The sequence below is a fragment of the Enterobacteriaceae endosymbiont of Plateumaris braccata genome (assembly GCF_012563325.1).
Classification (GTDB): Bacteria; Pseudomonadota; Gammaproteobacteria; order Enterobacterales; family Enterobacteriaceae.
Map to the genome: position 1 here is coordinate 220,881 of NZ_CP046232.1, position 14,687 is coordinate 235,567.

The following is a 14,687-nucleotide window of genomic DNA, read 5'->3' on the forward strand; positions in this document are numbered from 1 at the left end:
ATATAGGAGAGTTTATTTATTGATATTATTAAATTATTTTTAATATTCATTAAGTAAATTATATTTATTAAATTTAATAAATATAATTACGTTTTTAAATTTTATTAAATAATATTATTTAATAAAATTGTGAAAATACTTTTTTGAGTGAATTAAAATTATTTTAAATAAATTATTTTTATACTAATTGTATAATTTACAAAAATATTATTTTATTTATAAATAATCCAGGGGTGGAGGGATTTGAACCCCCAACTACCGGTTTTGGAGACCGATGCTCTACCAATTTGAACTACACCCCTTAAATTTCATTATAATGAATATTTTAATAATTTAATATATGGAAGTAAATAATAATATATTATTAATTCTTATGATTCAATATAAAAAAAGTATAAATAATTATATTAGAAATAATTTTATTTGACAAATTATCTGATAACTATAATTATAAATAATTATAATTATTCAAATATTATTAATAATAATTATTATATAAAAAAATAATAAATATGTATTAAATAGTGTTTCGTATAAATCTAATATTTTTTTTAATTTAAAAATTAATAGAATAAAATTATTATTTAATATGTATTAAAGAAACATATCTTTTTTAAAAAACTTAAGAGTAAATAATATAATTAAAATTTTATAATATCTTAATTTTAATAAATTTATGAATATTGATAATATAAAATCTATTGATATAAATCGTAATTGATTTTTATCTTTTTAAACAAACTTTAATAAAAAAAATAATACTTTTCTTAAAAATAATATTTAAAATATAATAAAAATTGTTATTAAAAAAATATTTTATATTATATTAATAATAAATTTATTAATAATAATGATTTTAAAGAACTAAAAAATAAAAAACTTTTATAGAACAATATTATTTATTCCAATATTACTTTAGAATTTGTACAAAAATTTTTAAATTTATTTTATGTTATTATTAAATATATAAATCCATGTGATATTTTAAGTAATAAAATAATTTAAAAAAACATATATCAATATGAACGTATATAATATTGATCTAATTTTATTTTTTAGAAAAATAATAGTTTTCAATAGAAAATTAAATTTAGAAACTGTTAATATTATTATAAAAAATCATTATATTAAATTAATAAAGATCCTATCTATTAATAATAGAGTTAAAATTTTGATTGATAAAAAAAAATAATATACGTATATTATTATATAATATTAATGATAAAATATTATTTGAAATAAAATGCATTAATAATAATATATTTATATAAATTACTAATTTAAATTTTATTAATAAAATAATCTTATTATTTTTAGTAAGAGTAAAATACTAAAAAAAAGTGAAATAAATAATATTATTTATGGGCAGAAAATAGTAAAATTTGTTAAATTTAAATACTATTTTTAGAATAAAAATAGTATAATTTTAAATATAAGAGTTAATAGAGCTAGACAAATGAATAGAATTAATACTGTAAAAATTAGCTAATATAAAAGTAAACGAAAGGAAATTTATTTTTTAAAAAGTTCATCATAATTTTTGATATATTTTTTCATTTAAAGGAGGTAGTATTTATTTTATTTTAAATTTAATAATAAAATATATTATTTATATATGAAGATTTATAAAAGATAAAAAAGTTATTCATGTTGTTAATTTAATTAATTTAATTATATAATCATTTATCTATAATATTTAATAACACACGTTATTTTTGTCATTAAATACTAATATCTAACCATATATAATATTTATTAAGTAATTTTAAAAAATAATAATTAAAATATATTAATTTTATAAATATTTAAGGTTAAAAAATATGACTGATTGGGTTATAGGAAAAGTAAAAAAAATAAATTATTGGAAAAATAATTTATTTTCTATTATTTTAAATGCAAAAATAAATTCTTTTATTCCAGGTCAATTTGCAAAATTATCTTTAATTATAAATGGTAAACGTATACATAGAGCATATTCTTATATAAACTGTCCTAAAAATATTAATCATGAATTTTATATAAAAAATATAGATACCAAAGGACATTTAACACCTTATTTATATAAATTAAAAAATAATGATGAAATCCTGATTTCTAAAAATGCTTTAGGAACTTTCACTATTAATAATATCCAATATTGTGAAAATTTATGGATGATATCTACTGGAACAGGTATTGGACCATATTTGTCAATATTACAAAATGGAAATTATTTAGAAAACTTTAAAAAAATTATTTTAATACATGCTGTACGATATATATCAGATCTTAGTTATATTAACTTAATATATAATCTTAAAAATAAATTTAAAAATAAGTTAATTACTCAAATTATTACTAGTAGAGAAAAAAAACAAAATAATTTATTAACAGGACATATACCAGAATTAATACAAAATGGTATTTTAGAAAAAAAAATAGGTTTATTAATTAAAAAAAATAATAGTCATATAATGTTATGTGGTAATCCTCAAATGGTTTATGATACACAAAAATTATTACAAGAAAATTATGGATTATCTAAAAATTTAAAAAATAAAACAGGAAATATTACTATTGAAAAATATTGGTAATATTAACATTAAAATCAAAAAGAATTTTAAATATGAAACCATTTTTAATTATTGGTAATTGGAAACTTAACGGTAGTATTATATTTGTAAAAGATTATATAAATAAAATAAAAAAATTTTTAAATAAAAAAAAATTAGATTATTGTAAAATTTCTATTGCTCCCGCTTATCCTTATTTATATTTATTTAACATTTATTTAAATAATATTCAAATGAGTTTAACAGCACAAAATGTAGATATTCATCTTTCTGGATCTTTTACAGGTGAAATATCAATAAATATGTTAAAAGATATAGGTGTAAAATATGTTATTGTTGGACACTCAGAAAGGAGAATGTTTCATAAAGAAACTGATAAATATATATCTAAAAAATTTTATATAATTAAATCTAATGGTTTAATACCAATTTTATGTTTAGGAGAAACAGAATTACAAAAAAATATGAATCAAACAAAAGATATTTGTGTTAAACAAATAGATGTAATTTTAAATGATTATGGGATAGAAGCATTTAATAATACTATAATAGCTTATGAACCTATTTGGGCTATTGGTTCAGGACAATTAGCTAATCCAATAGAAGTTCAAAAAATTCATAAATTTATTAGAGAATATATTTCTCAAAAAGATTTTAAAATATCTAAAAATATTATTATTCAATATGGAGGATCAATTAATGAAAATAATATGGATATGTTTATTAAACAAAAAGATATAAATGGTTTTTTAATTGGTAAAGCTTCTTTAACAGCAGAAGATTTCATATCTATCGTTAAAAAAGCTGAAAAAATTCTAAGTTCTATTTAATAGGTCTTAAAGTAGGAAATAAAATTACATCTTTAATAGAAGTAGAATTTGTAAATAACATTACTAATCTATCTATTCCAATACCTAATCCTGCTGTAGGCGGTAATCCATACTCTAACGCTTCTATATAATCTTTATCATAAAATTGATCTTGAATATTATCCTCTTCATTTTTACGAATCATTTGTTGTTCAAATCTTATTTTTTGATCTTCAGGATCATTTAATTCAGAAAAACCATTAGCTATTTCCATTCCGCAAATAAAAAATTCAAATCTGTCAGTTATAGATTCATCTAACTCATTTCTACGTGCTAATGGTGATATTTCTGTAGGATATTCTGTAATAAAAGTAGGTGAAATTAATTTATTTATTATTTTTTCTTCAAAAATAGAAGAAATTATTTTTCCTATACTCCAATTATAATTAATTTTAACTTTTAACATATTACTAATCTCTATTAATTTATTAAAATTATTTAAATGATTATAATCAATATTAGGATAGTGATAAACTATAGATTCTTTCATAGTTAATTTATTAAATGGTTTACTCAGATCAAATTCATTATTATTAAATAATAACTTATTAGAATTTAATATTTTTTTACCTATATAAAATAACATTTTTTCAAAAAAAATCATCAAATCAGTATAATTAGCATATGCTATATATAACTCCATCATAGTAAATTCAGGATTATGTTGTGTAGAAATACCTTCATTACGAAAATTTCTATTAATTTCAAATATTTTATTAAATCCACCTATAATTAATCTTTTTAAATATAGTTCTGGAGCTATACGTAAATACATATCACAATTTAAAGTATTATGATGTGTTATAAATGGTTTAGCTGTAGCTCCACCAGGAATAATCTGCATTATTGGTGTTTCTACTTCAATAAAATTTTTTTTATTCATAAAATTACGTATAATAAATATTATTTTTGATCTTATTTCAAAAATTTTTTTTGATTTATCATTTACAATTAGATCTAAATATCTTTTTCTATATTTTATTTCTTGATTATTCAATCCATGAAATTTATTAGGTAATGGTCTTATAGATTTTGTTAATAAATAACATTTATTAGAATATATTGATAAAACTCCAGTTTTAGTTTTAAAAATATTACCAATAATACCTATTATATCTCCAAGATCTAATTGTTTTATAATATTTTGGTATTTTTTTATAGATAAACTATCAGTAGATAAATATATTTGAATATATCCTGTTTCATCTTTAATTTTAATAAAAGATGCTTTACCCATAATGCGAAAATTAATAATACGTCCAGCAATATAAAATACTAATTTTTTATCTAAAATAGAATTAATATTATTATATTTTTTATATAAAATATCAGATGTAACATTAATTTTAAAATTGTTAGGAAATGCATTATTATTTTTTCGTAATTTAATTAATTTTTTTATACGTGCTTCTCTTTCATTATTAATTATTTTAATATATATATTTTTTTTTTCAGACATAATGAATATTATCCTATATTTTTATAAACCTATTTTTAAACTAGCTTTAATAAATATGTCTATATTACCATTTAAAACAGATTGAATATTATTAGTTTCTACTCCTGTACGTACATCTTTAATTCTTGCATCATCTAATATATAAGATCTTATCTGATAACTCCAACTAATGTTTAACTTACTATTTTCTATTTTTTGTTTTGCTATTGTTTTATTTTTAAAATCTAATTCATATAATTTTTTTTTTATTTGTTTGATAGCTTGATATTTATTTTTATGTTGTGATCTATTATTTTGACATTGAGTCACTATTCCCGTAGGGATATGAGTAATTCTTACAGCTGATTCTGTACGATTAACATGTTGACCACCAGCTCCAGAAGATCTATATACATCAATTCGTAAATCATCTGGTTTTATTATTATATTTGAATGTTTATTAGTTTCAGGATATATAAATGTCGAACTAAATGAAGTATGACGCCTGCCATATGTATTAAAAGGACTTTTTCTAACTAAACGATGAATACCATTTTCTGTTCGTAACCAACCAAAAGCATAATTACCCATTATTTTTATGGTTGCTGATTTTATTCCTATTTTTTCTCCAGAAGATTGTTTAATTATACATGTTTTAAAATTTTTTTTTTCTGCCCATTTTAAATACATTCTCATAATCATTTGTGCCCAATCTTGTGATTCTATTCCTCCTGATCCTGCTTTTATGTCAATAAAACAATTTTTATTATCATTTTTTTTTATAAAAAATTTTTGAAATTCTAATTTATCCAATTTATTTTTTATATTATATAATATTTGAATAGATTCATGTAATATAGTATTATCATTAGTATCAATAGCTAATGTAATTAATTCATCAATATCTGCTATTTCTTGATTAATTATATCTAAAGTAGATATAATATTTTCTATATAAAATTTTTCTTTACTTAAATTTTTTCCAAAATTAATATTTTTCCAAATATTTGAATTTTTAAATTGATTATTTATAATAAATAATTTTTTTTTTAATTTTAAATAATCAAAGAAAATTCCTAATAAAATTATTTCTTTTTTTTATTTTTTGTAGATTATTTTTTATTAAATTAGTTTCAAACATAACAAATTATTTTCCTTTAAATAAAATTTAAAAAATTATTAATTTATTTATAATAAATATGAAAGAAAAAAATGACAAGAAAAAATTAACATTAAATATGGCCCTTGTTGGATTTGAACCAACGACCTAACGATTATGAGTCGTTTGCTCTAACCACTGAGCTAAAGGGCCAAATAATTAGTTATATTAATAAATAATTTAATTTATTACAATTAATTTACGTTAAATAACTACTTATTAATCTACATATCTAGGTACTATTGTTAATAAATACATATTAGAATTATCTCTTAACACATGTATAACAAGAATTGATGATTTCTTTTTAGATGAAATAATTCTTTTTATATCTTTTATAGTATGAATTCTAATTTTATTAATATCTACGATAATATCTTCTGGTTCAAAACCGATATCATCTGCAAAAGATCCGTCAGATACATTTGTAACTTTAACATATCTAAACTTCTTCTTGCCTTTAGTAATTATTATATTTTTAAATATACCACCTTCTATTACAGAAGACATCATAGAATAGTGTAGTTTACTTTCTTTATCTTCTTGTAATATAAGAGTTAAATGTCTAATTTTACTATCACGTATAACAGTAAGATCTACTTTAGAACCAACAGGCAATATACTCATTAGTGATCTTAATGAATAAAAACCATTAAGTTTTTTACCATTTAATGCAGTAATTATATCACCAGCTTTAACTCCACCATTATATGCAGTACTATTTTTTATAACACTACCAACGAATGTACCTCCATCAATACATTTAATAGGAGCATTCATAATACGAGCTAATTCTTTATTAACACTTATTCCTACAATACCAAATGAAACATGTTTAATTCTACCATATTTAATTAATTGGCGACTTAAACTTATAATCGAATTACTAGGTATAGCAAACCCAACTCCTACATTTCCTCCATCTGGAGATACTATAGCAGTATTAATACCAATTAATTCACCATTTAAATTTATTAGTGCACCACCAGAATTACCACTATTCATAGCAGCATCTGTTTGAATAAAATTTTCAAAATGTTTTGTTGAATTAATTCCATTGCGTCCTAAAGCAGATATAATACCAGTAGTTGCAGTATTGCCTAATCCAAAAGGATTACCTATAGCAATAGTATAATCTCCAACTTTTAACTTATCAGAGTCAGCTATTTTAAAACCTACAAGATTTTTAGCATTTTTTATTTTAATTAATGCTATATCTAATAGTTCATCTGTACCTATTATAGTAGCTTCATAAGAACGACCATCTGATAATTCAACTTCAATTTTTTTAGCATTTTCTACAACATGATTATTAGTAATAATATATCCATTTTTAGCATCTATTATAACACCAGATGCTAATGAACTATAATTTGATTCCATTATGGAATCATCATTTCCTTTACATAATAAAGTCCCCTTTAATATAGATCCTTCTTGACAATATTGTGGATGTTCTCCCATATATTGTTGTAAATTTGGGGGTAAATTAATATTATGAAGTATAATAGTACTATCTACTGTTATTCTTACAACAGCCGGCATTACTTTATCTAACATTTTAGATAGACTAGGTAATTTTTTATTAGATAGTTGAGGGGGTATTGGTGTTGCATTAATTTTAACTAATGTTGGTGTTGATATAAAAATACAAAATAATAAATATACAATTAATTTTAATTTTTTCATTCTATTGTCTCATAATAAAATTCAATAGTTTACTTTATATATAAAAAATATATAAAAATAATAGTTAAAAATTAATAACCTTATATATAAGAATAACATAAAAAAATACATATATAAAATTTATTTAAATTATATTATAAATTTTTACAAAATTATATAGTTAATATAATATATATTATACACTTATATTTAATATTAATAAACATATATGTCAAATAAATTTAAAAAAATTGCTTCTCAAGCTGCTTTAAAATATATAAATAATAATAGTATTATTGGTATTGGTTCTGGAACAACAATAAAATATTTTATAAATATGTTATTTAAAATTAAAAATAGAATTAATGGATTTGTTTCTACTTCTATAACATCTACAAATGAATTAAAAAAATATAATTTTCCTATATATGATAGTAGTGAAATAGATTTTATTGATGTATATTTTGATAGTGCTGATGAAATAAATAATAATATGGAAATGATAAAAGGAGGAGGAGCAGCATTAACAAATGAAAAAATTATTTCTAGTATTGCTAATATATTTATATGTATTGTAGATCAATCTAAACACGTAAATATTTTAGGGAAAATACATCCTTTACCTATTGAAATTATACCTACAGCTAAATCATATGTTTTTAAAGAATTATTTAAATTAGGAGGTTTACCAAAACTTAGAGAAGGAATTATTACAGAACATGGAAATATAATTTTAGATATATATCATTTAGATATTATTGAGCCAATAAAATTAGAAAAATATATTAATTCTATTGCTGGAGTAGTAACAGTAGGTTTATTTGCTAATAGATGTGCAGATATTGTTATAACAGGCAATTATGATTATACTATATCTGTTAAAAAAAACATAAAATTATTATCAAGTAATTAATTATTTGAAATAAATATTTTTATAACAATTTAATTTAAAGTATATACATAAAATTTATTATATATTATGAAAATAAAATTTACTAAAATGCATGCCTTAAGTAATGATTTTATTATTATAAATAATATAAAACAACATTATTATTTAAAAAAAGATATTATTAAAAAATTATCAAATAGATATACAGGTATAGGATTTGATCAATTATTAATGGTAGAACTATCTAAAAATAAAAATATTGATTTTCATTATCGTATATTCAATGCAGATGGTAATGAAGTAAATCAATGTGGTAATGGAGCAAGATGTTTTGCAAAATATATAAAGTATAAAAAATTAACTTTTAAAGAAAATATATGTGTTAGTACAAATAATAGTATTATATATTTAAAATTTTTAAAAAATAATAAAATATGTGTTAATATGGGTACTCCTTTGTTTGATCCAGAATCAATACCTTTTTTAGGTAAATTATCAAATAATGGTTATTCATTATTTTATAATAATGAACGTATTATTTTTCATATCGTTTCTTTAGGTAATCCTCATTGTATTATTCAAGTAAGTAATTTATCTAATATTTCTATTAATTTAATAGGATCTTTTATACAAAATCATAAATTATTTCCAAATAAAGTTAATGTGGGTTTTATGGAATTAATTAATCCTAATAATATTAAGTTGCGTGTTTTTGAACGTGGTGTAGGAGAAACTAATGCCTGTGGTACAGGAGCTTGTGCAGCTGTAGCTGTAGGTACTAAAAAAAAATTTTTATCCAATAAAGTTAAAGTTAATTTGATAGGTGGATCTTTGAACATAGTTTGTAAAGATAATCATATATTTATGATAGGTGATGCCCACTATATTTATGATGGTATAATAAAACTATAATATAGTTAATTATATTAAATTAAATTTTAAAACTTTATTATTTAATATATGGTATATTGAAAATAAATGTATAATATAAAATTATTAAATAATTTAAATGATAAACAACGACAAGTGGTATCTGCAGTACGTAAAAATTTATTAGTATTAGCAGGAGCAGGAAGTGGGAAAACACTTGTATTAGTTCGTAGAATAGCATGGTTAATATCTATAGAAAATTGTTGTCCAAAATCTATTTTAGCTGTAACTTTTACTAATAAAGCTGCTAAAGAAATAAAAATGAGAGTATCACAACTTATTGGATATAAGGAACAACAAGATATTTGGATAGGAACTTTTCATGGTTTTGCTTATTATGTACTGAGAATACATTATGCAAAAGCGAAATTACCTAAAAATTTTCAAATAATAGATAATGAAGATCAAAAACGTTTAGTAAAACGTATTATTAATATAATGAATTTAAATATAAATAAACAAAAACATTCAATCGAATATATTATAAAATGTATTAATGAAATTAAAAATAATTGTTTAAAAAATGATAAGAAAAATATACTTAATATTCCAATTTATAAAATTTATGATGAATATCAAAAATTATGTGAAATTAATGGTGTTATAGATTTTAATGAATTAATATTTAAATTACATAAATTATTATTAAATAATAAAGACATATTAAAAATATATCAAAATCGTTTTCAAAATATTTTAATTGATGAATTTCAAGATACTAATAGTATACAATATAATTGTATTTATTTATTATATAAAAAAAATTATAAAGTTAAAATTACTATAGTAGGTGATGATGATCAATCTATTTACGGATGGCGTGGTGCAAAAATAGAAAACATTAATTATTTTTTAAAAGATTTTCATAATGTTCAGACAATTTTATTAGAACAAAATTATCGTTCTACAAGTAATATTCTTAATGCTGCAAATAAATTAATATCAAATAATAATTCATTTAGATTAGAAAAAAAATTATGGACAAATACTAATAATGGAAAATTAATATCAATATATTTTGCATTAAATGAATTTGATGAAGCAAAATATATTATAAATTATATAAAAGATAATTTAATAAAAAAAAATATACAATTAGATAATTGTGTAATTTTATATAGGAATAATTCTCAGTCACGTATTATAGAAGAAAATATGTTAAAAAATAATATTCCTTATAAAATTACTGGTAGTATTCGGTTTTATGAAAGACAAGAAATAAAGAATACTTTATCATATTTAAAATTAATATCTAATTATAATGATGATAGTTCTTTTGAAAGAATTATTAATATTCCTAAAAGAGGAATAGGAATTATTACTATAAATACTATAAAATCTATAGCTAAAAAATTAAATTTGACATTATGGAAAGCAAGTAATTTCATTATTAATGAAAAGAAAAATATTTTAAGTAAAATAACATTTAATTCATTAAAAAAATTTATTTATTTAATAAAACTTTTAAAAAAAAATACAATAAATTATTCATTACCAATAAAAATTGAAGAAATTATAAAATCTTCAGGATTATGGAATTTATATTTACAAAATAATTATGAAAAAAATAATACTCAAATAAATAATTTAAAAGAATTAATTAATTCTGCAGTTCAGTTTGTAAAATATAAATCTAATCATAATATAAATAAAAAAGATAATTTAATAGAATTTTTATCACAAACTATATTAGAATATGATAGTAAAAATGAACAAAAAGAAAATAAAAATAGTAATTTTGTACAAATGATGACTATTCATTCTTCAAAAGGATTGGAATTTTCTCAAGTATTCATTATTGGTATGGAAGAAGGAATTTTTCCTAATAAAACATCATTAAATAATGACGAATATATTTATGAAGAAAGACGTTTAGCATATGTAGGTATTACAAGAGCTAAAAAAAAACTAATATTAACTTATACAAAAAAACGTCATTTTTATGGAAAAGAGATTAATTCATTACCATCTAGATTTATACATGAATTACCTAATGATTGTATTAAAAAAATTAGTTATTTAGATAATAAAAAAAATTCTACAAATACTTTTATTACTAATAATAATTTTTATTTAGGACAAATAATTTATCATAATATTTTTGGTAAAGGAATTATTTTAAAAATTGAACAAGTAAAAAATAATAAGAAAGTAAAAATAAAATTTACAAACATCGGTATCAAATGGATAATGTCTAATTATATTACAACATATGAACAATAATAATATTACAACTTAATAAATTATGTTATAACAGATAATAATTCAAAATTATAATTTTAAAAAATTATTATTAGAATTTTAAATTATATATATTAATATATCTCTTATTATGGGAGTAAACATAATATGCTAAGTGTTTTTAAAATATATAAAAATCGTTTAACACGTCTAGAATTAAATGATAATAATTTTTCAGATTCTATCTGGATAGATTTAATAAAACCTAATAATAACGAAAGAAAAAAAATATATTATTTGTTAGGACAAAATTTAGCTACTAGACCTGAATTAGAAGATATAGAAGCATCTGCAAGATTTTTTGAAAATGAAGAAGGATTACATATTCATTCATTCTTTTTTTATGAAGATATTGATGATCATGCAGGAACTGCAACAGTAGCATTTACTGTTAAAGATGGACGTTTATATACATTACGAGAACGTGAGTTACCTGCTTTCCGTTTATATAGAATGCGTACACGTAATCAAAAAATAGCAGATGGTAATCCATATGAAATATTATTAGCTTTACTTGAAACAAAAATTGAACAGTTAGCGGATGAAATTGAAAATATATATAGTGATTTAGAACATTTAAGCAGAATAATTATGAAAGGACATCAAGATGATAAATTTGATAATGCTCTTCCAACTTTAGCTGAATTAGAAGATATTGGATGGAAAGTTAGATTATGTTTAATGGATACACAAAGAGCATTAAATTTTTTAATGAGAAAAACAAAATTACCTAATAATCAAATGGAACAAGCAAGAGAAATACAAAGAGATATTGAGTCATTATTACCACATAACGAATCTTTATTACAAAAAGTTACTTTTTTAATGCAAGCAGCTATGGGTTTTATTAATATAGAACAAAATAGAATTATAAAAATTTTTTCATTAGTTTCTGTAATATTTTTACCACCAACTTTAGTTGCTTCGAGTTATGGTATGAATTTTTCTTTTATTCCTGAATTAAAATGGAAATATGGTTATCCATATGCATTAATATTTATGATATTAGCTGGATTAGCTCCATATTTTTATTTCAAAAAAAAAAAATGGTTATAATAAAACACTTTAAAAATTTAAAATAAAATTTTAAATCTTATTTTAACAAAATTAAAGGAAAAATAATCTAATATTAAAAATATTTTTAAAAATGTCATAATTTTATATTAATTAAAATTAAATATTTATTTAATTTTAATTAACATAGGAAAAATAAATTTATTTAACCTATGTTAATTTTTGAAAATTTTACTAAATATTTATAAAATAATAATCATATTATTTTGTTATTTTGTTATTTTTTTCATATTCTTTTACATTTTTTTTAACTTTTAACCATCCTATATATAATATTATCGTTAATATAGGTATACAAATTATTAAATATATACAATTAGGATATGTAAAAAACATTGAAATTGTTACAAATATAAGAAAACATAAAGTTAACCATGAAGTAAAAGGAGCTCCAGGCATTTTAAAATTAATTTTTTTAATTTTTCCTAAATTAATAGCTTTTCTTAATTTCATTTGACAAAGAATAATAAAAGTCCATGCAGAAATAATTCCTAAAGAAGCAATACTAATCATTATTTCTAATATTTTATAAGAAAAAATATAATTTAAATATACACCTATCATATAAAATATAAGAGTTATAATTATCCCAACATAAGGAATTTTATTTTTATTCATTTTAGTTAATATCTTAGGTGCACATCTTCTAATTGCTAAAGATCTTAGAATTCTACTTGTAGAGTATAATCCTGCATTTAAACTTGAAAAAGCTGCACTTAAAACAACAAAATTCATTATTCCGGCTATATATTTAAAACCTGCTTTATTAAAATATGTAATAAAAGGACTTTCATAAGCTTTATATTCATTCCATGGCATTAATAAAATTAATAATAATATTGAACCTACATAAAAAATAACAATTCTAAAAATAACATTATTAATAGCCTTAGGTATTATTTTTTTAGGATTTTTACATTCTTCTGAAGCTGTACCAATTAATTCTATAGATGCAAAAGAAAATATTACACCTTGTATTAAAGATATTGATGTAAAAAAACCATTAGGAAAAATTTGACCGTGTCCTTGTAAAACAAAATTATACCCATTATGTATAATAACATTAGTATGAGAATAATACTGACTACAAAACATTATTGTACCAACTACAAGAAAAGTTATAATTGCTATAACTTTTATCATAGAGAAACAAAATTCTATTTCTGCAAACCATTTAACTCCTATAATATTAATAACTCCAATAATTATTACTGTAATTAAACCTATTGACCATTGAGGTATAAAATGTAATATATTCCAATAATACATATAAATTGTTATTGCTGTTATATCTATAATACCAGTTATTATCCAATTAATAAAATACATCCAACCACATACATATGCTGCTTTATTACCTAAAAATTCTGAAGAATAAGAAACAAAACTTCCACTAGAAGGTCTATATAATAATAATTCTCCTAATGCTCGCATAATAAAAAAACAAAATAAACCGCATATTAAATACATGACAATTAATCCTATTCCCATACTATGCAATCTAGAACCTGTTCCTAAAAATAAACCAGAACCAATAGCACCACCAATTGCAATCATTTGTACATGACGGTTAGTCATTACTTGATTATATTTAGAGCTTTGACGAGTAGAACCATTCCTATCAGTATCTGTTTTAGAGTTAATATCCTTTTGATTTTTTCTCATTATTCATTCCTAATTTAATTTTATATTTATAATTAACTGGAAAATATCGAATAATAAAATATTAGATTTTTATCAATCTAAAAAATTTTAAATAATTATATTACATATAAATTTTTTATATAAATTTTTTATATAAATTTAAATAATTATTTATGATATTATAAGATTATTAAAACTTATAATTTTATTAAATATCATA

The 14,687-nt window shown here is 19.7% G+C and carries 10 protein-coding genes and 2 tRNA genes; 6 read left to right on the forward strand and 6 right to left on the reverse strand.

What is annotated here, in order from left to right; translation table 11 throughout:
* Positions 1–228: 228 nt before the first annotated feature.
* Positions 229–302, reverse strand: a tRNA-Trp gene (locus GJT80_RS01045).
* 1,518 nt (positions 303–1,820) lie between these two features.
* On the opposite strand from GJT80_RS01045, the gene GJT80_RS01050 reads away from it, so the two are divergent.
* Positions 1,821–2,573, forward strand: a complete 753-nt coding sequence (locus GJT80_RS01050) for an FAD-binding oxidoreductase (RefSeq protein ID WP_168867545.1) — start codon at positions 1,821–1,823, stop codon at positions 2,571–2,573.
* Between the two features lie 32 nt (positions 2,574–2,605).
* On the forward strand, positions 2,606–3,382 hold the full coding sequence (gene tpiA / locus GJT80_RS01055) for a triose-phosphate isomerase (RefSeq protein ID WP_168867546.1): 777 nt from the start codon (positions 2,606–2,608) through the stop codon (positions 3,380–3,382).
* On the opposite strand, the gene lysS is transcribed toward tpiA, so the two are convergent.
* The 4 genes from lysS to GJT80_RS01075 form a co-directional block, all read right to left on the reverse strand.
* On the reverse strand, positions 3,375–4,880 hold the full coding sequence (gene lysS, locus GJT80_RS01060; protein WP_168867547.1) for a lysine--tRNA ligase: 1,506 nt from the start codon (positions 4,878–4,880) through the stop codon (positions 3,375–3,377). The two genes, tpiA and lysS, sit on opposite strands and share 8 nt — an antisense overlap.
* Positions 4,881–4,901: 21 nt before the next feature.
* A protein-coding gene (gene prfB, locus GJT80_RS01065; RefSeq protein ID WP_211080447.1) for a peptide chain release factor 2 occupies positions 4,902–6,000 on the reverse strand; the annotation gives its coding sequence in 2 pieces (ribosomal slippage) (positions 4,902–5,924 and positions 5,926–6,000; 1,098 coding nt in all).
* 98 nt (positions 6,001–6,098) lie between these two features.
* Positions 6,099–6,171, reverse strand: a tRNA-Ile gene (locus GJT80_RS01070).
* 66 nt (positions 6,172–6,237) lie between these two features.
* Complete coding sequence (locus GJT80_RS01075; RefSeq protein ID WP_168867549.1) at positions 6,238–7,707, reverse strand: Do family serine endopeptidase; 1,470 nt, start codon at positions 7,705–7,707, stop codon at positions 6,238–6,240.
* A gap of 208 nt (positions 7,708–7,915) precedes the next feature.
* On the opposite strand from GJT80_RS01075, the gene rpiA reads away from it, so the two are divergent.
* The 4 genes from rpiA (at position 7,916) to corA (ending at position 12,805) form a co-directional block, all read left to right on the forward strand.
* Complete coding sequence (gene rpiA / locus GJT80_RS01080) at positions 7,916–8,599, forward strand: ribose-5-phosphate isomerase RpiA (RefSeq protein WP_168867550.1); 684 nt, start codon at positions 7,916–7,918, stop codon at positions 8,597–8,599.
* A gap of 72 nt (positions 8,600–8,671) precedes the next feature.
* Positions 8,672–9,490: a diaminopimelate epimerase gene (gene dapF / locus GJT80_RS01085; RefSeq protein WP_211080450.1), complete on the forward strand. Its 819-nt coding sequence runs from the start codon at positions 8,672–8,674 to the stop codon at positions 9,488–9,490.
* Between the two features lie 66 nt (positions 9,491–9,556).
* Positions 9,557–11,731, forward strand: coding sequence for a UvrD-helicase domain-containing protein (locus GJT80_RS01090; protein ID WP_168867552.1), 2,175 nt, complete (start codon positions 9,557–9,559; stop codon positions 11,729–11,731).
* 126 nt (positions 11,732–11,857) lie between these two features.
* Positions 11,858–12,805, forward strand: coding sequence for a magnesium/cobalt transporter CorA (gene corA / locus GJT80_RS01095; RefSeq protein ID WP_168867553.1), 948 nt, complete (start codon positions 11,858–11,860; stop codon positions 12,803–12,805).
* Between the two features lie 219 nt (positions 12,806–13,024).
* Here corA and GJT80_RS01100 read toward each other — a convergent pair whose 3' ends face one another.
* Positions 13,025–14,488 carry an amino acid permease gene (locus GJT80_RS01100; RefSeq protein ID WP_168867554.1) on the reverse strand — a complete coding sequence of 488 codons (1,464 nt, stop codon included), beginning with the start codon at positions 14,486–14,488 and terminating at the stop codon, positions 13,025–13,027.
* Positions 14,489–14,687 lie beyond the last annotated feature (199 nt).

Coding starts and splice junctions, on each gene's coding strand:
- GJT80_RS01050 (WP_168867545.1), top strand. CDS start 1,821: ATGACTGATTGGGTTATAGGAAAAGTAAAAAAAATAAATTATTGGAAA.
- tpiA (WP_168867546.1), top strand. CDS start 2,606: ATGAAACCATTTTTAATTATTGGTAATTGGAAACTTAACGGTAGTATT.
- lysS (WP_168867547.1), bottom strand. CDS start 4,880: ATGTCTGAAAAAAAAAATATATATATTAAAATAATTAATAATGAAAGA.
- GJT80_RS01075 (WP_168867549.1), bottom strand. CDS start 7,707: ATGAAAAAATTAAAATTAATTGTATATTTATTATTTTGTATTTTTATA.
- rpiA (WP_168867550.1), top strand. CDS start 7,916: ATGTCAAATAAATTTAAAAAAATTGCTTCTCAAGCTGCTTTAAAATAT.
- GJT80_RS01090 (WP_168867552.1), top strand. CDS start 9,557: ATGTATAATATAAAATTATTAAATAATTTAAATGATAAACAACGACAA.
- corA (WP_168867553.1), top strand. CDS start 11,858: ATGCTAAGTGTTTTTAAAATATATAAAAATCGTTTAACACGTCTAGAA.
- GJT80_RS01100 (WP_168867554.1), bottom strand. CDS start 14,488: ATGAGAAAAAATCAAAAGGATATTAACTCTAAAACAGATACTGATAGG.